We start from the raw sequence: 21,193 nt of genomic DNA on the forward strand, positions 1-21,193 counted from the left end.
TCCCCCCTACACCTTCATGAACCCGAGGTTGTGACGACGGTCCTCACGCACTAGACCCTCCCCGATGCGCCCCTCCCTTCGTGCTCTTCCGCTCCTCGGCCTCCTCGCGTGCGCACCCACCGCCCCGCCGGCGCCTCCTGCGGAAGCCCCGCCCGCGCAGCCCACCTCGGCCCCTCCAGCGCTCTCCGCCGCCGAGGCGCCCGCGCTGCCTCCCGTTGCCGACGAAGAGGTCGACCTCTCTCGCTTCTTGGCCCCCCTCGAGCTGCGCGGCACCTTCGTCGTCCGCCACCTCCGCACGGGCCGCACCCTCCGCCACAACCCCGAGCGCGCGCGCACCCGCTTCACCCCGGCGTCCACCTTCAAGATCCCGAACTCCCTCATCGCGCTCGAGACCGGCGTCGTCACCGGCGAAGACTTCGCCCTCCCCTGGAAGCGCGAAAGCGACCCGCCGCGCGACTGGTGGCCCAAGGCCTTTTACAAGGACCAGCAGACCCTGCGCTCCGCCTTCCGCCACTCCATCGTCTGGTACTACCGCGAGCTCGCGCGCCGCATCGGCCCCGAGCGGATGAAGCAGCACCTCGCCACCTTCGCGTACGGCAACCAGGACATGTCCAGCGGCGTCGACGACTTCTGGCTCACCGGCGCCCTGACCATCTCCGCCGAAGAGCAGATCCAGTTCCTGCAGCGCCTCTACGAAGGGAAGCTCGGCGTCTCCGCGCACGCCACCGACACCTTGAAGCGCATCATGCTCCTCGAAGAGACCTCGTCGTACCGCCTCAGTGGCAAGTCGGGCACCGACACCAGCGTCCCTGGCAACGATCTCGGCTGGTTCGTCGGCTTCCTGGAACGCGGCGACGACGCGTACGTCTACGCCTTCAACGCGAGTGGTGCGAGGATCTGGAAAGAGTTCCCGCCTCCGAAGCGCGCCGTCCTCGTGCGCGACATGCTGAAGTCGCTCTCCTTGATTCCGGCCGACGCGCCCGTCCTGCCCGACCCGACCCCGTGAGCGTTCAGCTCGAGGCAGCCGATCGTGCGGCAGGTCGTTCTGCACGCCAGCGACGACCGGACGCGCAGGGAACGTCCCACCCGACCGCTGCCTTCAGGACGTGATGCGGTCTCCGGTCGATTCCCGGTGACCCGAACTCGAGAGCTGACCGGGAAAGGCGGAAGATGAGCCAGAGCATCCGCGCCGGATGCTCCGGTGGCAGCGTGTCCTCTGGAATCTCGAAACGGATGACGCCTTGGGCGCGTTGAGGCTCACGGGGTGGAGCTTGGCCCGAGCGAAGCCTTCACGGCGCGGCTCCAGCCCCGACTGCGCGGTATGCCTGCTGCGCACCCGGGCTCAACCCCTGCGCATTCTCGGCCGGGAGCCCCCACCTTTCTTCAGAAAGTCGATCAGCACCTCGAGCTTGGGGGCGAGGTTCAGCCGGCTCGGGTAGTAGAGAAAATAGCCCGGGATGCGCGGGCAATACCCGTCGAGCACCCGCACGAGTCGCTTCTCGGACACGAGCCCGCTCACCATGTCTTCGAAGACGTACGCGAGGCCGACGCCCTCGACGGCGGCGTCTACCAGGACCGATCCATCGTTGGTCACGACGCGGCCGTCGACGGCCAGTTCCAGCTCCTTGTCGCGTTCGACGAACTTCCACCGGGCGACTGCGCCCGTCGACATGCGCAGACCAATGCACTCGTGCTCGTGGAGCTCGCGCGGATGCGTGGGCTTTCCTCGGCGCGCGAAGTAGTCCCGTGAGCCGACGACCACGAGGCGCTGGTCCGGGCTGACGCGAACAGCGATCATCTCGCGATCGAGGCTGTGGCCGAGGCGTATCCCCGCGTCGAAGCCTTCGGCGACGATGTTCGACAGCGCCTCCTGGAGACAGATGTCGATCCGGATGTCGGGGTACGCGGCGAGAAAGGCCGCGAGCTTCGGCTTGACGACCTCGTCGTAGCCGGTTCGGAGCATCGTCAGGCGCAACAGACCCGACGGGCGGCCGTTCATGGCCATGAGCGACTCGAACGCGACGTCGATGCCGTCGAATGCAGGCCTGAGCTGCGCGATGAAATGCTCACCTGCCTCGGTCAAGCCGACGTTGCGCGTGGTTCGTTGAAGCAGACGCACACCGACGCGCTCTTCGAGGGCGCGAACGATCTGACTCACGGCAGATGGCGTTACCCCCAGCTCGGCGGCCGCCGCCCGGAAGCTGCGCTTTTCGGCCACGCAGAGGAGGGCCCGAAGCCCGGATAGGTCGTCACGCATTGTTAAGCCTGGCTACCTATAGCATGCACGATTCAGCGCATTCTCTTTATGTTTGGCGAGACTAATCTCTCCGAAGCGAACCAATGCAGAGGAGAACACTCATGGCATCCGCACTCCCCAAACCCATAGCCGCCTACGTCGAGGCCAACGCACAACTCGATGTGGACGGCATGCTGAAGCCTTTTGCCGCCGATGCGGTCCTCTCGGACAACGGAAAACGTCACGAGGGCCACGCCGAGCTGCGAACCTTGTTCGAAGACGAGGTGATCGCCGTCAAGGCGATCTTCACGCCGGATGCCGTTCGCCACGAGGACGGTCAGGTCGTGGTCGAAGGCCCTGCCCATGGCGACTTCAAGGGCAGCCCGATCCGCTTCACCTATCGCTTCACGCTCGAAAACGACGCCATCAAAGCACTGGAGATCACGCTGTGAACCTCAGAGCTGATCCCGCGGAATTTGCTGGGAAGCGTGTGCTCGTCAGCGGCGGCAGCAAGGGTCTGGGCCGCGCCACCGTCGACCGCTTCCTGGCCGGGGGCGCCCGGGTGATCACCGCAGCCCGCGGAACCCTGGAGCCCATCGACGGCGTCGAGTTCGTCCGGGCGGATCTGACGACGGCCGAAGGTGGGGAGACCCTGGCCAAGGCGGCGCTCGAGCGGATGGGCGGCGTCGACATCCTCGCCCACGTGATCGGCGGCTCGGCCTCGCCGGGCGGCGGGTTTCTCGCCCTGACGGACGAACACTGGCTTGCCGAACTGAATCTGAACCTTCTGGCCACGGTCCGCCTCGATCGCCTCCTGGTCCCGCAGATGATGGAACGGGGGGCCGGCGTGATCGTGCATGTCACGTCGATCCAATCGATCCTGCCGCTTCCCGAATCGACCACTGGCTACGCCGCCGCAAAGGCCGCGCTCAGGACGTACAGCAAGTCGATCTCCAAGGAGCTGGGGCCGAAGGGCGTGCGGGTCAACGCCGTCTCCCCCGGCTGGATCATGACCGAGTCGTCCGTCGACCTGCTGAAGCGTCTGCAGGCCGCCAGTGGCGGCACGGTCGATGAGGCGCGGCAAGTTGTTCTCGATGCTCTGGGCGGGATCCCGATCGGGCGTGCGGCCGAGCCTGACGAGGTTGCCGATCTCATTGCCTACCTGGCCTCCGATCGCGCCGCCGCGATCCACGGCGCCGAGTTCATCATCGACGGCGGCACCGTCCGGACCGTCTGAGGTCATCGCCCCGACGTGTGCACCGCGTGGCAGACGTCGGGAAGCGAGGCTTGCTCGGCGGCTCGTGCGTGAGGGGTGGCTGCGCGAGGTGACCCACGGCCTCTGAGTCAGTTCCCGGTGCTCTCCGGTCAATTCCCGGTGACCCGGAGTCAGTTCCCGGTGACCCGAAGTCAGTTCCCGGTGACCCGAAGTCAGTTCCCGGTGACCCGGAGTCAGTTCCCGGTGACCCGAAGTCAATTCCCGGTGACCCGGAGTCAATTCCCGGTGACCCGAAGTCAGTTCCCGGTGCTCTCCGGTCAATTCCCGGTGACCCGGAGTCAGTTTCCGGTGGTCTGAATTGCATGAGTCACCGTGTGTGACGCTCCTCCGTGTCCACGACGGAACAGCTTCCTTCCTGGTCGGCGGCGTCCGTCGAAATCGTGCCTTTCCATGTTCCTTTCTTTCCCATTCCTTGCCGGTCGATCTGCCGCTGCTACATCCCTGCACATGACGACGCCGGAATTGTCCGGCACGGGAGGAAACCATGGATCTCACGAACATCGCGCCTGGACGGCGCACGGAACTCATCTCGCAGGGACGCCGCTTTGGCTCCGAGCTGGTGTTAGCGCAGGCCCGCAAGACGCTCGCCGCCCTCCAGACCCACGGCAGCAAGCTCGTGGACTTCGGGTTCGGCAGCGCCGACACGACCGAACTCGCCGCGGCTTACGAAGAACTCGTCACGTCGGGCGGCGTCCGCGAAGGGCGACGCACCACCAAGAAACAGAACTCCCTCGGCTACCATCGCGCCTTCCGCGACGCGCTGGACATCCGGCTCCGGGCGCGCGCCGTGCTCACCAGCGGGCGTCGTGCGCTGGCACGCACGGAGGGGGCCGACGTGGAGCAGGCCATACGCCTCATCGACAGTGTCCTCGCGCGCGGCTCGGTCGCGCCGCAGGATGCAGGGCCGCTCGCCAACCAGCTCGACGAGCTGCGGCTCGCGCTGGGGGATGCGACCATCGCACCCATCGTCGCCTCGCGCGGTGGACCGAGCGCCGTCACCGAGCTGGCGGAGCACGCCACCCTGGTGCGCGCCGCGGACAAGGCCATCGCCGGACCTCGCGGCACGCCGGAGCACACCGAGCGGCTCGATCTCGTGGACGGCGTCGTCCTCGAACTCGTGCGCAGCGCGCGCGAGGCGGCCGAGGTGGCGAGCAAGGCGCTCGGCGAGCCGGCGCTGGTCACCGTCTTCTCGCTCTCCGAGCTGTACCCCGCGACGCCCGCCACGAACACGAACAAGCCGAGCGGTCCAGGCGTGACGCCGCCGAGGAACGATCCGCCCCACGGGGGCACGCCGACGCCGACGCCGCCCGCTTCCTCCTGCTGATTCCCGCCGCTGATTCCCGCCGCTGATTCCCGCCAATCCAGCCTGCCGAGCCTCGCGCCTGGGATCTTCGCGCGTGGGGCTCGGCGTCTCCTTCATCGGCTCGTCGCATGCTCTCGCCTCGTTGCACACGTTCGGCGCGTCGCACGCTCAGCGGCTCACTGCGTGAATGCCGTGGATCACAGCATCTCGTGGCCATCACGGGATGGCTGCGCGCAATCCATTTCGCGCATCCGGCTCGCTTCGGAAGTGCGGATCGCACCGCGCGGATCCCGGAATTTTCCTGCATGCGCCTCCACGCTTGACGTGAGCGCTGGCACCCGGAAGATCTCGAACATCATGCAGTATCCCCCTCGACTTGGCTTTGCGCTCCTCGTGGCCCTCACCGGGGCTTTCGGGGCTGGCCTCTCTGGCAGCGTGGGCTGCTCCAGCGATGCATCCTCGTCCACGTCGACACCGACCGGAGGCAACACCGGCGGCAGTGGCGGGACGGGTGGCAGCGGCGGCGATGGTGGCTCGACGGCCTCCGTCTTCCCCTCCACCTTCAACGACTTCCCGAGCGATCCGCAGATCGACGACGGCATCACGCCCGAGATCGTCGGCATCTTCAAGGACAACCCCGGGTCGGACACGGGCGGCCCCTGCGTCGCCGAGCCTTCGCCCGAAGCCCTGGTGCCCACCAACTGGACGCCGCTCCGCTTCGAGTGGGCGCTGCCGCCCGAGCACAACGTCGTCGAGCTGCGCCTGTCGGTGTCGAACCAGAACAACGATCTGGTCGTGTACACCTCGCAGTCCAGCTACACGATCTCGCGTGAGGTGTGGCAAGGGCTCACCAGGAACAGCGCGGGCCTCGACATCCGCGTCCAGGTGCGCAGCGTGCGCATCGACGACGGCGGGACCCTGGGCGACGGGCCCTTCCTCGGGCTCGACAGCGTGGTGCACATCGCGCCCGTCGCGGCGCCCGGGAGCATCGTCTACTGGACCAGCTCGGGTGGCACGGCGCTCAAGGGCTTCACGGTCGGCGACGAGGAGGTGACGACCGTCATCACCCCGCCTGCGGTGAGCGACGATACGGGCTGCGTGAGCTGCCACTCGTCGTCACCCGATGGCAAGCTGGTGTTCTTCACCCGCGATCTCATGGACGGCGCGCGCGCGAACACCGCGCGGCTCGCCGACGGCACCGCTGCCGTTCCCCCGCCTCAGATGGTGACGGACGTCGCCCTCGGGCTGCTCGCGCGCGTCACCCAGGGCGCCCCCGTGCTCTCGGCGGGCCACTACAGCCCGACCGACGCCGTGGCGCTCTCCGTGCTCTACAGCCCCGAGACGGGCAACCGCGGCGAGCTGGCCTGGACCGATCTGCGCGCCACCGACCCGGCGACGGGCTGGGGACTCCTCGCGCGGAACGGCGATCCGCGCCCGGTCACCTCGCCGACGTGGTGGCACGACGGCAGCACCATCGCGTACACCTCGTCGATCGGCTCGGGCAGCGGCGTCGTCGCGAGCAGCAACGCCAACGACCCGACGATGGACATCTACACGGTGCCCTACAACAACCGGCAAGGCGGCGACGCCACCCCGCTGCCGGGCGCGAGCGAGCCGGACTACCAGGAGTTCTACCCGGTCATCTCGCCCGAAGACAAACTGCTCGCGTTCAACCGCATCCCGACGGCGCTCGGCAACAGCTCGTACAACCAGCCGCTCGCCGAGGTGCTCATCGTGCCCGCGGGCGGTGGGACGGCGGTGCGCATCGAGGGTAACGACGCGCCGGCCTGCACGAACCGGCCGAGCCCCGGGATCACCAACTCGTGGCCGCGCTGGGCGCCGAGCGTGGAGACGGCGAACGGCAAGCGCTACTACTGGCTGACGTTCTCGTCGACGCGGCGGGACGCGAACAACCCGCAGCTCTACGTGAGCGGCGTGGTGACCTCGGTGGTGAACGGCGTGGAGACCATCGAGCGGGCCTACCCTGCGGTCTACGTGACCACGCAGCCGCCCGGGGAGAACAACCACACCCCTGCCTGGGACGTCTTCCAGATCGCCCCGCCCCAGTAGTCTCCCTCGACGACGCCACCACGGCCGCAACCACGGCCGCATCCGGCCGTGGTTCAGGCTATCCTCCCCCCCATGCCCCGCGCCCTCTCGGTGGAGCCCCGTCGTCGCCTGCGCGTCGCGCTCGCGGCCGCCCTCTCCCTGGCTCCCCTCGTCGCAGCGCCCGACGCCAGCGCTTTCCTCTGGCCCAACGTCTCCGACCAGATCGCGCGCGCGCTCACGTCCGGCGACGTGGTCGAGCGCCGCCTCGCCGCCCAGCGCCTCGGTGAGCTGCCGCTCGAGACGGCGCAGAAGCTCGTCCAGCGCGCCATGGCCGATCCCGACGTCGAGGTGCGGCTGCGCGTCGCCCAGGCGGCGATCGGGTTTCGCCTCCCGCGCGCCGGCGACCTGGTGATCGACTGGCTCGGCGAGGGCGACGCGCGGCTCCGCCTCGCGGCCTGTGACGTGATCCGCGCCGCGCCGACCGACCGCTCCGTCACGGCGCTCGGCCGCGTGCTCGGCGATCCCGATCCCAACGTGCGGATCGCCGCGGCGGCCGCGATGGGAAGCTCGGGCCTCACCGAGGCGGTGTCGGCGCTGCTCGGTCACCTCGACGACACCGCGCCCGAGGTCCGGGCGGAGGTGGGGCGCGCCCTCGGGCGCATCGGGGACGCGCGCGCCGTGGTCCCCCTGATCGGCAAGGTGCAGGACGCCATCCCCGAGGTGCGCCGCGCCGTCGCGCGCTCCCTCGGCGAGCTGGGCGACACGCGCGCCGTCAGCGCCCTCATGCTCGCCCTCCAGGACACGGCGCAGGAGGTCCGCATCGAGGCGGTGAACGCCCTCGGCAAGCTGCGCTCCGACGAGGCGACCCTCGCGATCGCCCCCCTCGCGAGCCAGGACGACACGGACGCCGGGACCCTCGGCTCGCCGTTCGGTTTCCCGCGCATGCCCGGCCGTCCCCAGGACGATCGCGGCGGTCGTGGCGAGGTCCGCGAGGCCGCCCTCCGGGCCCTCGGTCGCATCGGCTCCGAGGCTGCGGTGAAGCTGCTCGTCGCCGCGCTCGCGAAGGACGACGCCGGCGCACCCCGGTCCCCCGTGCGTGACGCCCTCGTCGCTTCGGGCAAGACCGCAGCGCCGGCCCTCGTTGCCGCGCTCTCCGGCTCTCCGCTCGGCAACACGGGCGCTGGCGCCGCCCTCGTCCTCGGCCGCCTCGGTGCGGCGTCCGCGCGGGAAGCGCGCGCCGGGCGCGACGGGCGTGACGCGGCGGCCGGGACCCCGGCGAGCACCGCAGAGGCAGGGGCGCGTGCGGACACCACGGCGGGCACCGCGCCCCGCGAGGCCCGCGAGGCCATCGTGCGGGGCATGCAGCGCGGCGTCGTCCCGCTCCGCTTCGGCCTGCGGGCCCTCGCGGATCTCGGTGATCCCGCAGCACTCCCCACGGTGCTCGAGCTGCTCGGTGACGAGGACCCTTCGGTGCGTCGCGAGGCCATCCTGACCTCGATGGCCCTCCTCGATCCTGCGCGTGCCGACGGCCGCGCCGTGGATCCAGCCCGCGCGCTGCTCCAGGACGTCGCGACGCCCCTCGACGAGCGCATCGAGCTGGCCCGTCTCCTCGGGCGCACCGGCTCCCCGAGGGCCCAGGAGGCGTTGCTCCCCCTGGTGAAGGCAAAGTCCACGGCGCTGCGCCTCGCGGCCCTGGAGGCGCTCGGCTCCCTGCGCATCTCTGCGGGCGCCGCGGACAAGGTCCTGCTCGGCGCGCTCGACGACGAGTCCGCCGACGTGCGCCTCCGCGCCGCGGTCGCCCTCTCCCGGGTCGCCGGGAAAGGCGCGGCCGGCGTCCTCCTCGAACGCCTCACCGTCGCTGCCGAGCAAGATCGCGGTGCGCTCGGCATCGCGATCGCGGGCGCCCTCGCCAGGACGGCGGATCCCGCGCTCGTGCGCAAGGTCGAGGCCGCCGTCGCCAGCGCCCCCGAGGCTGCACGTGACGCGCTGATCGAGGGGCTCGGTCGCACCCGCGACAAGGCCGCCGGGGAGGCGCTCGCGCGGCTCGCCCGGGGAGGCATCGACGATCGCCGCAAGGTCGCCGAGGCGCTCGCGGGTCACCCCGAGCAGGTGCAGACCCTCCGTCGTCTCGTGACCGACGCCGATCCCGGCGTGCGCGCCGGCGCGGTGTGGTCGCTGGGACTCGTGGGGGGCCGCGACACGCTCGGCGCGCTCGGCGCTGCGCTCAAGGATCCGGACGTGACGGTCGCCGGCAACGCCGCCGCCACCATCGGGCGCGTCGCCGCGCGCACGAACCAGCCGGCCGCCGCGCCGCCCTTGCTCTGCCCCGCCCTCACCGACAGCAGGCCTTACGTGCGCGCCAACGCGCTCTCCGGGCTCACCGTCGCCGGAGCGCGCTGCGACCGGACCCTCGCGCGGGATCTGCTCGCCCGCGATCCTGCCGAGGCGGTGCGGCTCGCGGCCGCCGAGCACCTCACCCGCAGCGCCAGGGAGCCTGGCAAGGAAGGCCTTGCCGACGCCCGCGCCCTCGCGCGGTGCGAGAGCGACGATCGCAACGCCATGGTGGCGCTCCGCTGCGCGCGTGCGCCCCAGCCCGTGTCGGCTCGCCCCGACTCCACGGTGCGGGATGGCGTGGCGGTCTTCGTGGTCCCCGAAGGGCGGCGTTCGCCGCTGGAGCGCGCACCCTTCGCACTGGTGCGCCCCGACGGGTTGATGCGCCTCGGGCTCGCGGATCGTCGGGGTGCGCTGTTCGAGGCGAGCGCCCCGAGCGGGACGCTTCGTCTCGCGGTGCCCGCGCCCCTGGTCCGCTGATCGCGGTGCCAGCGCCCCTGGTCGGCTGAGGCGCGACCCCTCTCGGCATCCTTCGTGCTTCAACGTCGCTCCGAGCCTCTGGCGTGCCTCGAGCTTGAGCCAGACTGTGCCTGGGGAGACACCGCGATCATGCAAAAGAAGAAGCCGCGCCGCGCACCCCGCGCCCCGTTCATCGTCACCGTGGCCGTGGCCTCCGCGGCCGTCATTGCCGGTCTCCCCGGCTGTGGAGCGAGCGTCGCCGACGAGCGGGAGCCGGAGGCCGATGGCTGCCCCGAGCAACCCCCTTCGGTCGGCACCTCGTGCAACGAGATCGGCAAGCGCTGCGACTACCCCGCCGCCCACTCGTGTGCCGAGCATGTCGAGGCGATCTGCGGCGCCGGCGGCACGTGGGGCCAGACCGTCGAGTTCGGCCCGTGCAACCCCCCTCCGGTGGCGTGTCCGGCGAGCGTCCCCCAGCAGGGCAGCGCGTGTGAGCTCGCCCCGAACGAGGGCTGCTCCTACCCCGGCGAGAGCGAGTGCGGATGGCTGGAGACCTACGCGAGCTGCGAAAGCGGTAGCTGGATGGTCACGCATCCCTCCTGCAACCCGCCTCCGCCCGACCTCTGCTACGGCATGTCCGCGTCCGAGTGCGAGGTGGCTTCCCCCCTCTGCCGCTGGTTGCAGCCTGGATGCGATTGGGACCCCGACGTGACGGCACCTCTCCTCGGGGAGGCCGGGTGCTTTCCGCTCCAGGGCTGTGACGATGAGGCCTGGTGCCCGGGTGGGATGACCTGCGTCGAGCGCTCCATCGATCCGTGTCATGGCGACGTGTGCGACGCGTGCGCCCTCTCGGAGATGCTCTGCGTCGCGCTTTGAAGGGCCGCAAAGAACCGTGAGTCGATCGCGAGCGCGATGGAGCCGTGCGTCGACCGGGATGCGCCCGGGCGCTCGATGCTCCACCGTTCGGCCGGCCATGCACGAGCGCGCGCAGGCGGCATCCTGCTGCAGAGCCCGGGGGGGAAACGAGATGGCGCCCCGGGGCGTCGAAGACATGACGAGGGACCATGAGACAGCCGAAGAAGCGACGCGCACCGCGGGCGCCGTTCATCCTGACCGTGACCGTGGCAGCGACCTCTGCGCTGACCCTGCCCTTGCTCGCCGGGTGTACCTCGGGTGACAGCGGATTGTGCATCGAAGGCGCGACCTGCAACCCCCCGTTCCCGCCCGATGAGCCGGACGTGGGCTGCCCCGAGCAAGTCCCTGTCGAGGGCGGGCAATGCGCGGACGTGGGCGTGAGCTGCAGCTACCCACCGGACACCTCGTGTCCGGACTTCGTGGCCACCTGCGACGACCAGGGGACCTGGGACGTGAACGACCTGACCGTGGTCAGCTGCAACCCCCCACCTCTGCCCCCGTGCGACGTGCACACCACGGAGGCCGACTGCGGGAACTCGGAGCGCTCGTGCCGGTGGCTCGTTCCGGGTTGCGCCGAGCCCGATGATCCCGTGCCGGCGCTGGCCGAGGCTGGGTGCTTCGAGGCGGTTCCCTGCGTGGACGATGACTTCTGCTCCCCGGGGCTGGTGTGCGCCGAGCGGGTCTTCGACCCATGTCATGGCATGGAGTGCGATGCATGCGGCCAGACCGAGATGCTCTGCGTCGCGCCGTGAGCCATCGAGCGTACCCGCCCCTTCGAGGAGATCTCGGGGTTCGAACAATCTCGGCTCGGGCTGCTGGTTCGGGTCTTCGAGAGCGACCGACTTGCGGCATCATGTACGGGAACCGGGGGGAACAATGGCGTGGCGCGTCGAAGCGTCCAAAGGGTGACGAGGGATCATGAAGCAACCGAAGAAGCGTCGCGCTCCGCGAGCGCCATTCATCGTGACCGTGGCGGCGACCTCTGCACTGTCCCTACCCTTGCTCGCCGGGTGCAGCTCGAGCGACGTAGACCGCTCGGGACTGGTGGGCAACCCGCCGGAGGTCGAGGTCTGTCCCGAGGAAGTGCCGGACGACGGCGCGCCGTGCTCGGACGTGGGCGTGGGCTGCGACTACCCGGCGGGCATCTCGTGTCCGACCTTCGTGGCCACCTGCACCGACGAGCAAACCTGGAACGTGGAAGACCGAACCGGGGTCACCTGCAACCCCCCTGAAGTCGATGTGTGCCCCGAAGCTGTGCCGGAGGCGGGCGCGCCGTGCTCGGGGCAAACCCTGAGCTGCAACTACCCACCGGACATCTCGTGCCCGGACTTCGTGGCCACCTGCAACGACGACGGGACCTGGGATGTGGACGACCGCAGCGTGGTCACCTGCAACCCTCCACCTCTGCCCCCGTGCGACCTGCTCACCACGGAGGCCGAGTGCGGGAGTTCGGAGCGCTCGTGCCGGTGGCTCGTTCCCGGTTGCGCCGAGCCGAATGATCCCGTGCCGGCGCTGGCCGAGGCAGGGTGCTTCGAAGCGGTTCCCTGCGTGGACAATGACTTCTGCTCCCCGGGGCTGGTGTGCGCCGCGCGGGTCTTCGACCCATGTCATGGCCAGGCGTGCCAGGCTTGCGGCCAGACCGAGATGCTCTGCGTCGCGCCGTGAGCCGTCGAGCGAACCCGCAGCTTCGGGGAGATCGTGGTCGTGGTGCATGACGAGGGTCCGCCCTGAGCTGGATCATGGGCTCAGCGCATTTTTCGTGTGTCGCCCTCTCGGGGCGAGACCTCTTGCATCCCGATCTCTCGGGTATCGAAATGATCTCGGTTCGGCCTGCTGGTTCGTGTCCTCGAGAGTGATCCACTTGCGGCATCATGCACGGGAGCCGGGGGGGGGCGATGGCGTGGCGCGTCGAAGCGTCCAGGTGGTGACGAGGGATCATGAAGCAACCGAAGAAGCGTCGCGCTCCGCGAGCGCCGTTCATCGTGACCGTGGCGGCGACCTCTGCGCTGGCCCTGCCCTTGCTCGCTGGGTGCAGTTCGAGCGTCAAAAGCGATGAGTGCCCTCCGGGCGCGGAGTGCAACCCCCCGGAGGTCGAGGTCTGTCCCGAGGAAGTGCCGAACGACGGCGCGCCGTGCTCGTACGAGGCCCTGCACTGTGAGTACCCACCGGGCGACTGGTGTCCAACTGCCGTGGCCACCTGCACCGACGAGGGAACCTGGGACGTTGAAGACCGAGGCAGGGTCGTCTGCAACCCACCTGAAATCCGCCTGTGCCCCGACGAGCTGCCGGTGGAGGGCGCGCCGTGCTCGCACGTGGCCCTGCACTGCGACTACCCGCCGCACCTCTCGTGTCCCGATCAGGTGGCTGCCTGCACCGAGGGGGGAACCTGGGAGGTGAACGACATGACGGACGTCACCTGCAACCCCCCGCCTGTGCCTCCGTGCGACCTGCTCACCACGGCGGCCGAGTGCAAGAGTTCGGAGCGCTCGTGCCGGTGGCTCGTTCCCGGTTGCGCCGAGCCGAATGATCCCGTGCCGGCGCTGGCCGAGGCAGGGTGCTTCGAAGCGGTTCCCTGCGTGGACAATGACTTCTGCTCCCCGGGGCTGGTGTGCGCCGAGCGGGTCTTCGACCCATGTCATGGCCAGGCGTGCCAGGCTTGCGGCCAGACCGAGATGCTCTGCGTCGCGCCGTGATCTGAAAGCGAGCGAGAGGCGTGCTTCGAGGGCTTCTGGCAAGGGTGAGGAGACGGTGAACGAGCATGAAAGGAAGCATCGTATGCGGCACGCGCCCTGGCTGATCGCCGGGCTCGCCCTGCACCTGTTCACAGGGTGCGGGGACGTGGTGGTGGAGCAGCCTCCGCAAGGAGGGGGCGACTCGCCAGAGACGCCAGCGCAAGGCTGTCCCGAGCAGGCCCCTGGCGAGGGGACGCCCTGCGCCGGCACGGGGCTGCGCTGCGCCTACCCCGACGACACCTGGTGTCCGTCTTTCCTCGCCGTCTGCAGCGGCGACGGGACCTGGGAGGTGGAGGTGCCGCCGGACGACGTTTGCAGCACACCGACCTTGTACCCGTGCCATTCGTTTCTCACCGAGCGCGAGTGTGTAGCGCAGGTCGGCCACTGCCGATGGCGGGTGCCGGGGTGTGCCGACAGCTCTCCCTTCGAGGCGTTGCCCCAGGCCGGGTGCTTCGCGCAGCTGCCCTGCTACGGTCCCCAGTACTGCTACCCGGACCAGACGTGCGTCACGCGGATCGTCGCCCCGTGCGTCGGAGCCGAGTGCAGCGCCTGCGGGGCGTCGGCGAGCGTCTGCCTCGCGCTGTGAGCGTCGGGCGCTCGTCGCACATCGCGGCGTGCGCTTCCTTGCTCCGCGCCTCTTCTCGCCTGTCGTGGGTTTCCATGGCCCCGGGTGCGCCCGGGCCGGATGCTCACCCTGCGTCGGGGGCCCGCCGAAATTCGATCCTTCTGCTCCGGCGACCGGGCTAGAGTGCCCCGCATGCTCGACAAGCTCTCGCGGGAGGAACGCCTCCAGCTCATGCGCTTCGTGTGCTCGTTTGCCTGGGCTGACCTGGAAATCCAGCCCAAGGAGCGAAAGTTCATCGGCAGCTTGATCACCAAGCTCCACCTGAACGCGGACGAGAAGGCCCAGGTGAAGGCCTGGCTCGAGGTGCCGCCGGAGGCGGAGATGCTCGATCCTCAGCTCATCCCGCGCGCCCACCGTGAGCTGTTCCTCGAGACGGCGCGGAAGATGATCGCGGCCGACGGCAACGTCGATCCCGAAGAAGAAGAGTCGCTGCGCCTGCTCGAGCAGCTCACCGCCTGAGTGTCACCATGAGCGATGCTCCCTCCGAGGTGTCGCCGACGTCCGGCGAGGCGCCGTGGGTCGGCGTGATCATGGGCGGCAAGAGCGACTGGGAGCACCTCGCGCCGGCGAGCGAGTTCCTGACACAGCTCGGCATCCCCCACGAAGCGCGTGTCGTCTCCGCCCACCGCACGCCGGACCGGATGTTCGACTACGCGCAGACGGCCGCTGGGCGAGGGATCCAGGTGATCATCGCTGCGGCGGGCGGTGCGGCGCATCTCCCGGGCATGGTGGCCGCGAAGACGACCTTGCCGGTCATCGGTGTGCCCATCCCCGCCACGGCCTTGAACGGCGTCGACGCGCTGCTCTCCATCGTCCAGATGCCGAAGGGCGTCCCGGTGGCGACCATGGCCATCGGCAAGCCAGGTGCGGCGAACGCTGCGTTGCTCGCCGCCTCGATCCTCGCGCTCTCGCGCCCCGTGCTGCGTGAGCGTCTCGCCTCCTTCCGGGCGGCCCAGGAGGCCGCCGTCCTCCGCGACGCCGTGATCCTGTGAACCGACCCATCCTTCCCGGAACGACCCTCGGCATCCTCGGCGGTGGCCAGCTCGGCCGCATGACGGCGCTGGCTGCGCGCACCCTGGGCTATCAGGTCCACGCCCTGGATCCGGATCCCGACTGCGCGGCGCGCCCGGTGCTCGATCGGCTGGTCTCTGCCTCGTTCCAGGACGTGGATGCCGCGGTGGAGCTGGCGTCCCGCTGCGACGTGGTGACGCTGGAGATCGAGACCATCGCGGTGAACGCGCTGGAGGCTGCGGCCAAGGTGGCGCCGGTCAGGCCCTCCGCCCAGGTGATGGGGATGGTGCAGGACCGCGGGATCCAGAAGGCCTGGCTCTCGAAGAACGGGTTTCCCGTCGGCCCGTTCCGGGAGGTGGCGAGTGCCGTGGAGCTGGGCGCTGCGGTGGCCCAGATGGGGGCCTCGTGCTTCATCAAGGCCTGCCGCGGCGGGTACGACGGCCGGGGTCAGGCCGAGCTTCTGGATCTGGCCGAGGCCGAGCAGCTCTGGTCCCAGATCGGCGGCGGTCGCGCCGTCGTGGAGCAAGCGCTGGATCTCCAGGCCGAGCTGAGCGTGCTCGTGGCGCGCAGCCCGAGCGGCAAGCTCGCCGTGTATCCCCCCGCGCTGAACCACCACCGGAACCGGATCCTCGAGTGGTCCCTGCTGCCCGGGCCCATCTCGGCGAGCGTCACCGGGCAGGCGGTGCAGATCGCGCTCGATCTCGCGGTGGGGCTGCGCCTCGAGGGCATCCTCGTGGTGGAGCTGTTCCTGCTGCGTGATGGCCGCTTGCTGGTGAACGAGCTCGCACCGCGCCCCCACAACAGCTACCACGCCTCGGAGGTCGCCTGCGCCACCAGCCAGTTCGAACAGGCGGTGCGCGCCGTGTGTGATCTCCCGCTCGGCTCGGTGGAGATCGTGCGCCCCGCAGCCATCGTCAACCTGCTCGGGGATCTCTGGTTGCGCGATGCGCCACCACCCTTCGAGGCGGCGCTGGAGGTGCCGGGGGTGCGGCTTCACCTGTACGGCAAGCGTGTGGCGCGGCCAGGTCGCAAGATGGGGCACCTCTCCGCGACGGGCCGCACGCCCGAGGAGGCGCTCGCCGCGGCGAAGCTGGCGATGGCGCGCCTCGGGGGTCAGCCCTCGCTGCCGCTGCCAGGCTGAGACGACCTCCGCGCGCGCCGGGGGGCCTGTCGCATGCTGGCGCTCCAGCGCGCGAGGGGTGAACGCGGCGCGTCGAAGGCGGTGCGTCGAAGGCGCGTCAAAGGCGACGCGTCGAAAGGGTCCCTGTCGTCGGGTCGAAAGGGTCCCTGTCGTCGGGGCGAAGGGGTCCCCGTCGTCGGGTGGACGTGACCATCGTCCCGTCGAGGTGCCCGGAGCCCGCTTGACGCCCCCGACGGTCGGCCCGATTGTCCTCCCGCGAACCGTTTGCGGCGTGCAACGGTGTCCAGGAAGGGGAGCCCGCTATGTACATCGCTCGATGGCATTTCACCGCCCGTGAAGGACAGACGAACGCGTGCATCACCCACCTCCGCAAGTGGGCGATCGACGTGGGAGACCGCATCGGTTGGAAGCCCAGCGCGATCCGCTTCATTCAGGGTGCGATCGGTGAGGGCGAGGGGCGGATCGAGCTCGAGGTTCAGCTCGACTCGCTGTCCGATCTCGAAGGCGCGTGGAGCGACATGAAGGGCGTGCCTTACCACGCGCAGCACCAGCGCGAGCTGGAGGGGCTGCTCGTGCCGGGCAGCGTGCACTGGACGGTGCACCGCATCGTCGACTTCTCGGTCGAGGAGTGAGGGCGACCCGTCCCTGATGCGCGCACCTTCCAGGAAGCACGCCGCCGAAGCGACCGCGGTGCTGGTCATCGACGTGGTGAACGATCTGGAGTTTCCGGGGGGCGAGAAGGTGCTGCCGTGGGCCCGCAAGATGGCCGACCAGCTCGTGCCGTTCCTCGACGAAGCCCGCGCCGCGGGGTTCCCCGTCATCTACGTCAACGACAACTTCGGTCACTGGCGCAGCGATCTCGGCGACATCTACCGCCACTGCAGCCGACAGGGGGCGCGCGGGCGCCCCGTCGTCCGCAAGCTGAAGCCGCGCAAGGACGACTACTTCATCGTCAAGCCCAAGCACTCCGGCTTCTTCTCCACGGCCCTGCAGCCGCTCTTGCACCACCTCGGGGCACGCAGGCTGATCCTCACGGGCATGGCGACCAACCTCTGCGTCTTCTTCACGGCGCATGACGCGCACATGCACGAGTACACCATCTCGGTGCTCTCCGACTGCTGCGCCGCCGAGAGCGACCTCGACCACGACACCGCGCTCGACCAGCTCGTGCGTTTCTGTCGGGTCCAGGTGTGCCGCAGCGACGAGATCGCGCTGAAGAAGCTCACCCCGGCCGCCGCGAAGGACGAGCCTGCGCGGCCCCGCAAGCGTCGCGAGCGCAGCACGGCCCGGACGTCGGGGCGAGAGGCTCGTCCGAAGCGGTCTCCTGCGAAGAAGTCTCCTGCGAAGCGGTCTCCTGCGAAGCGATCTCCCACGAAGCGGTCTCCTGCGAAGCGGTCTCGTCCGAAGGCGAGCTGAAGCGCTGACCAGCGCGAGGCCGCGAGCGCCTTGCGATCCGCCCGCGACCGATGTCGCGCCGCGCGAACACAGCGGCGACCGGCCGGCATCCAATCCGGACATGGCACGAGCTGTTTCCACCCGACGAGCACGTCCCTCGGCCTGCGCGGCTGCTGGCGTGCCTCCCTCAGGGTCCTGGGCGCGCGGCTCCCGCGCGATCCGGCTCGCCTCGTTTCTGCTTCTCTGCGCGATCCCGGCCTGTACGTCGAGCTGTGGGGGGCCTCCTCCGACCGACGATGGCGCGGCGGCGTCGGCGCGGATCCGCGCCTGGGTTCGCGCCGAGGCCGAAGCGCGCGCGCAACGCGCCCAGATGGAAGCCGCGGCGCGGGACAGCGCGCCCACGGACCCCGCGCGGCGACCCACCCGTCATCAAGGAATCCTTCCCGTTCTGCTCAGCGCCAGTGGTGGACAGAGCCCTAAAGCCGGCACCCCCGGAGCGCCTGGGGTCACCGAGGCGCCTGCCACGGCAGGGGCCGGGCAAGAGGAGCCCGTCGTCTCCCTCGGCGTTCCGTTCCCGCCTGGCGCCATCCAGGATCCATCGAAGATCGCGCTCCGTCACGGCCGCGGGAAGCCGGTGCCCGTCCATGTCCAGGTGCTCGCCACGTGGCCTCGCGACGGTTCCATCCGCAGCGCCCTGGTCGCGTTCCGGGCCAAGGTGGGGGCGAAGGAGCAGGACCTCTACCAGATCATCTGGGGGCCGGAAGCGGAGGCCAACCGGCGCCCGTCGCCGCCCCTCGCCCCGAATCCGGACGGGCCGATCACGGCGACGTTGCCCGCGTCCTGGTACGGCCAGAGCCTGGTGAGCGGGCCGCAGGTGCCGGCGCTCGACGACCAGCGCTTCCCGAAGTTCGAGCAGCGCATCGAGCAGGGGCTGTCGACGATGTCGCCCGCCTTCGACACGCTGAAGGTGGCGTGCTCCGGGCAGCACCGCACCTACTACGACAGCCCGCACGCGCTCTATCAGCGCTTCCTCCGTTACGGCGATGCGGCGCGGTTCCAGCGGGCGCGCGCGGAGGCGCTCTGGTTCCGCGGCAACGAGATCCGGTTCAGCCCCGACAGGCAGTGGGCGGTCCACGTCTGTCAGCCGGAGGGGTGGACGCCCGAGAAGCCCATCGGGTGGGGCGCGCTGCGGCGCATGGTCTCGCAAGGGTTGCTCGACGACTACCTGCTCACGGGCGATCCCGCCTCGAAGGAGGCGATCGTCGCCATGGGCGAGGCGCTGCGGCTGAGCATCCCGGCCTTCAAGACGAAGAAGGAGGACCAGCTCCTCGCGACGGAGCGGAACATGGCGTTCACCATGATGATCCTGGCCAGCTACTACGCGCTGGAGCCGCGGCCCGACGTGAAGGCCTCCCTCGACGAGCTCGTGGACCGCACGGTGGCCTGGCAGGCGCGCAGCAGCAGCGGCGCCTTCGAGCACGACGTGACACGCGCGGACCCGAGCGAGTGTGAGCGGGGGCCGAAGGGGGCGTCGCCGTTCATGACCGCGCTGCTCGTCGACGCCTTGATGGACGTGCACGCGCTCACGGGCGACCGGCGCATCGTCGGTGTGGTGGAGCGGTCTGCGAAGTGGCTGGAAGAGCAGGCGCTCACCTCCGACCGGCGCGCCTTCCGCTACCTGTGGCGCTGCGAAACCGATGCCTACGACGACAGCGGGACGGCGGATCTGAACCTGCTCGTCGTCCCGGTGTTCGGCGCCGCGTACGCGCTCACGGGCGACAAGCGCTGGCTGCGCACGGGCGACCAGCTCGCCGACATCGGGGTGGACGCGATGAGGCCGAGGAGCCCGAAGCACTGGAGCCAGTCCATGCGCAGCTTCGGCCGCTACCTGGGCTACCGTGCGGCGGGATCGACGGTGGGGGAGGCCGCCGCTGCGCTCGGCACCGACGAGGAGGCGCCCGCGGCGGCACCTCAGGGCCAGGGAGGAAAGACCATTGCTCCCAGCAAGGCACCCGCAGCCGGGCAGACCCCTGCACGCGAGGGGGCCTCGGGCGCGCCGACGCCGACCGCGCCGGCTGCACCGACCGCACCGACCGCACCTCCGCGACCTTGAAGCGCCACGCGTGGCACCTTCGCTCTGCCGTGCAGGACAGGGAGCTGTTCCGTGAGCCGCGGCCTCGCGTAGCATCCCGCGCGTGACGTCCGAGGAAGCGTTCCCGATCGGCCTGTCGCTGCGGGTCGCGGCGATCGCGCTGGGCCTCGCGGGGCCTCTCGGCATCGGCATCGCGTGGGTGCAGGCGCGCCATCGCTACCCGCTCCGCTGGCTGGTGGAGGCGCTCGTCCTCTTGCCGCTGATCCTGCCTCCTTCCGTGATCGGCTACTTCCTCATCGTGGTCTTCGGGCGGCGTGGCCTGGTGGGGCCGCTGCTGGAGGGGACCTTCGGTGTGCGCCTCGTGTTCTCGCCCGCTGGCGCCGTGCTCGCCTCGACGGTGGTCGCGCTGCCCCTCGTGGTGAAGACCGCGCAGCCCGCGATCGAGGCCGTGCCCCCCGAGCTGGAGCAGGTGGCGAAGACCCTCGGCCTGGGGCCACTGTCGCTGCTGTTCCGGGTCACGCTGCCGGTTGCCTACCGCGGTGTGCTCGCGGCGCTGGTCCTCGGCTACGCCCGCGCGCTCGGCGAGTTCGGGGCGACGCTCATGTTCGCCGGCAACATCCCCGGCCTGACGAACACCATGCCGCTGGAGCTGTTCGCTGCCTACCAGGGGGGAGACGACGCGCGCGCGGGCCTGTACGTGATCGTGCTGACGGGGATGTCGCTGGTCGTGGCCTTCGTAGCAGCGCGGCTCTCTCCGCGGGAGATCACGGGGTGAGCGCGCCTGCGCTGGAGGCCTCGCTCACGGTGACGGTGGGCGATGATGAAGACCGCTTCTCGGTCACGGCCGAGCTGTCGCTGGATCGCGGCGTGCTCGTCCTGTTCGGTCCCTCCGGCGCGGGCAAGTCGCTGACGCTGCGCGCGCTCGGGGGGCTGCTCCGCCCCGTCGCTGGATACGTGCGGGCGACGGGGGAGGTGCTCTACGACGGCGAGCGGCGGATCTTCGTGCGGCCCGAGCGGCGTCGGATGGGCTACGTGCCGCAGCTCCCTTCGCTGTTCCCGCACCTCTCGGTGGCGCGGAACGTCGCCTTCGGTCTGCCCTTCCGCGAGCGGAGGCGGCGTGGCCCGCGGGTGACGGCGCTGATGGAGGAGGTGGGGATCGCCCACCTCGCGGGCGCACGGCCTTCGTCGCTCTCGGGGGGCGAGCGGCAGCGGGTGGCGCTGGCCAGGGCGCTCCTCGTGGAGCCGCGGCTGCTCTTGCTCGACGAGCCGTTCGCCTCGATCGATCAGGCGGGGCGAGCCGAGCTGCGGCAGGTCCTCCGCGAGACGCTCGCGCGGCACGGCACGCCGGCGGTCCTGGTGACGCACGATCCAGAGGAAGCGCTCGCGCTGGGCGACACGATGGTGCGGTTCGAGCGAGGCCGGACGGTGGCGCAAGGGTCTCCCGCAGCGCTGCTGCGCGAGGACGGGGTGGTGCTGCTGACGGGCGTGACGACGGGAACCACAACGGAAGCGGGGGAGGGGAGGGTCGCGCTCGCGCTCCGGGAAGCGCGCCTGGAAGGCCCGGCCGAGGTGCTCTCCGGGGTGAAGGAGTCGCTCCGCCTCACGCTGCGCACGCCGCGCACCTGAGC

General features: G+C 70.3%; 21 protein-coding genes. 19 read left to right on the forward strand and 2 right to left on the reverse strand.

What is annotated here, in order from left to right:
* The first annotated feature begins 64 nt into the window (after window positions 1-64).
* Complete coding sequence (locus CMC5_RS17035) at window positions 65-1,006, forward strand: penicillin-binding transpeptidase domain-containing protein (RefSeq protein ID WP_050431429.1); 942 nt, start codon at window positions 65-67, stop codon at window positions 1,004-1,006.
* A gap of 336 nt (window positions 1,007-1,342) precedes the next feature.
* Here CMC5_RS17035 and CMC5_RS17040 read toward each other — a convergent pair whose 3' ends face one another.
* Complete coding sequence (locus tag CMC5_RS17040; protein WP_050431430.1) at window positions 1,343-2,257, reverse strand: LysR family transcriptional regulator; 915 nt, start codon at window positions 2,255-2,257, stop codon at window positions 1,343-1,345.
* A gap of 101 nt (window positions 2,258-2,358) precedes the next feature.
* On the opposite strand from CMC5_RS17040, the gene CMC5_RS17045 reads away from it, so the two are divergent.
* From CMC5_RS17045 to CMC5_RS17055, 3 genes are all read left to right on the forward strand, one after another.
* Complete coding sequence (locus tag CMC5_RS17045) at window positions 2,359-2,688, forward strand: nuclear transport factor 2 family protein (RefSeq protein ID WP_050431431.1); 330 nt, start codon at window positions 2,359-2,361, stop codon at window positions 2,686-2,688.
* A complete protein-coding gene (locus tag CMC5_RS17050; RefSeq protein ID WP_050431432.1) occupies window positions 2,685-3,473 on the forward strand; it encodes an SDR family oxidoreductase in 789 nt (262 codons plus the stop codon). Before CMC5_RS17045 ends, CMC5_RS17050 begins: the two co-directional genes overlap by 4 nt.
* Before the next feature lie 523 nt (window positions 3,474-3,996).
* Window positions 3,997-4,836: a hypothetical protein gene (locus CMC5_RS17055; RefSeq protein WP_050431433.1), complete on the forward strand. Its 840-nt coding sequence runs from the start codon at window positions 3,997-3,999 to the stop codon at window positions 4,834-4,836.
* 176 nt (window positions 4,837-5,012) lie between these two features.
* On the opposite strand, the gene CMC5_RS44630 is transcribed toward CMC5_RS17055, so the two are convergent.
* Window positions 5,013-5,174, reverse strand: coding sequence for a hypothetical protein (locus CMC5_RS44630; protein WP_156338660.1), 162 nt, complete (start codon window positions 5,172-5,174; stop codon window positions 5,013-5,015).
* On the opposite strand from CMC5_RS44630, the gene CMC5_RS17060 reads away from it, so the two are divergent.
* The 15 genes from CMC5_RS17060 (at window position 5,173) to CMC5_RS17130 (ending at window position 21,191) form a co-directional block, all read left to right on the forward strand.
* Window positions 5,173-6,885 (forward strand): TolB family protein, encoded by a 1,713-nt coding sequence (locus CMC5_RS17060; protein ID WP_050431434.1) that lies wholly within the window; start codon window positions 5,173-5,175, stop codon window positions 6,883-6,885. The two genes, CMC5_RS44630 and CMC5_RS17060, sit on opposite strands and share 2 nt — an antisense overlap.
* Before the next feature lie 72 nt (window positions 6,886-6,957).
* Window positions 6,958-9,675 carry a HEAT repeat domain-containing protein gene (locus tag CMC5_RS17065; protein ID WP_050431435.1) on the forward strand — a complete coding sequence of 906 codons (2,718 nt, stop codon included), beginning with the start codon at window positions 6,958-6,960 and terminating at the stop codon, window positions 9,673-9,675.
* 129 nt (window positions 9,676-9,804) lie between these two features.
* Complete coding sequence (locus tag CMC5_RS17070) at window positions 9,805-10,530, forward strand: hypothetical protein (protein ID WP_050431436.1); 726 nt, start codon at window positions 9,805-9,807, stop codon at window positions 10,528-10,530.
* Between the two features lie 188 nt (window positions 10,531-10,718).
* Complete coding sequence (locus CMC5_RS17075; RefSeq protein ID WP_050431437.1) at window positions 10,719-11,321, forward strand: hypothetical protein; 603 nt, start codon at window positions 10,719-10,721, stop codon at window positions 11,319-11,321.
* A gap of 166 nt (window positions 11,322-11,487) precedes the next feature.
* Window positions 11,488-12,234, forward strand: a complete 747-nt coding sequence (locus CMC5_RS17080; protein WP_050431438.1) for a hypothetical protein — start codon at window positions 11,488-11,490, stop codon at window positions 12,232-12,234.
* Between the two features lie 272 nt (window positions 12,235-12,506).
* The gene (locus CMC5_RS17085) at window positions 12,507-13,262 is read left to right on the forward strand and encodes a hypothetical protein (RefSeq protein ID WP_050431439.1); all 756 of its coding nucleotides are present in this window, start codon (window positions 12,507-12,509) and stop codon (window positions 13,260-13,262) included.
* Window positions 13,263-13,344: 82 nt separating this feature from the next.
* Window positions 13,345-13,887: a hypothetical protein gene (locus tag CMC5_RS17090; protein ID WP_050431440.1), complete on the forward strand. Its 543-nt coding sequence runs from the start codon at window positions 13,345-13,347 to the stop codon at window positions 13,885-13,887.
* Window positions 13,888-14,058: 171 nt separating this feature from the next.
* Window positions 14,059-14,385: a tellurite resistance TerB family protein gene (locus tag CMC5_RS17095; protein ID WP_050431441.1), complete on the forward strand. Its 327-nt coding sequence runs from the start codon at window positions 14,059-14,061 to the stop codon at window positions 14,383-14,385.
* An 8-nt stretch (window positions 14,386-14,393) separates the two neighbouring features.
* Window positions 14,394-14,918: a 5-(carboxyamino)imidazole ribonucleotide mutase gene (gene purE / locus CMC5_RS17100; RefSeq protein WP_245678476.1), complete on the forward strand. Its 525-nt coding sequence runs from the start codon at window positions 14,394-14,396 to the stop codon at window positions 14,916-14,918.
* Window positions 14,915-16,078: a 5-(carboxyamino)imidazole ribonucleotide synthase gene (gene purK / locus CMC5_RS17105; RefSeq protein ID WP_082362557.1), complete on the forward strand. Its 1,164-nt coding sequence runs from the start codon at window positions 14,915-14,917 to the stop codon at window positions 16,076-16,078. Before purE ends, purK begins: the two co-directional genes overlap by 4 nt.
* Before the next feature lie 302 nt (window positions 16,079-16,380).
* The gene (locus CMC5_RS17110) at window positions 16,381-16,710 is read left to right on the forward strand and encodes a hypothetical protein (RefSeq protein WP_050431442.1); all 330 of its coding nucleotides are present in this window, start codon (window positions 16,381-16,383) and stop codon (window positions 16,708-16,710) included.
* Between the two features lie 16 nt (window positions 16,711-16,726).
* The gene (locus tag CMC5_RS17115) at window positions 16,727-17,494 is read left to right on the forward strand and encodes a cysteine hydrolase family protein (RefSeq protein ID WP_063796293.1); all 768 of its coding nucleotides are present in this window, start codon (window positions 16,727-16,729) and stop codon (window positions 17,492-17,494) included.
* A 349-nt stretch (window positions 17,495-17,843) separates the two neighbouring features.
* Entirely contained in the window at window positions 17,844-19,586 is a 1,743-nt protein-coding gene (locus tag CMC5_RS17120) for a beta-L-arabinofuranosidase domain-containing protein (RefSeq protein ID WP_342673953.1), read from the forward strand.
* Between the two features lie 82 nt (window positions 19,587-19,668).
* The gene (gene modB / locus CMC5_RS17125) at window positions 19,669-20,340 is read left to right on the forward strand and encodes a molybdate ABC transporter permease subunit (protein WP_050431444.1); all 672 of its coding nucleotides are present in this window, start codon (window positions 19,669-19,671) and stop codon (window positions 20,338-20,340) included.
* Window positions 20,337-21,191, forward strand: a complete 855-nt coding sequence (locus tag CMC5_RS17130) for an ATP-binding cassette domain-containing protein (protein ID WP_050431445.1) — start codon at window positions 20,337-20,339, stop codon at window positions 21,189-21,191. The genes modB and CMC5_RS17130 overlap by 4 nt, the downstream gene beginning before the upstream one ends.
* Window positions 21,192-21,193 lie beyond the last annotated feature (2 nt).

It is taken from the genome of Chondromyces crocatus (genome assembly GCF_001189295.1).
In the GTDB taxonomy this organism is placed as follows: domain Bacteria; phylum Myxococcota_A; class Polyangia; order Polyangiales; family Polyangiaceae; genus Chondromyces; species Chondromyces crocatus.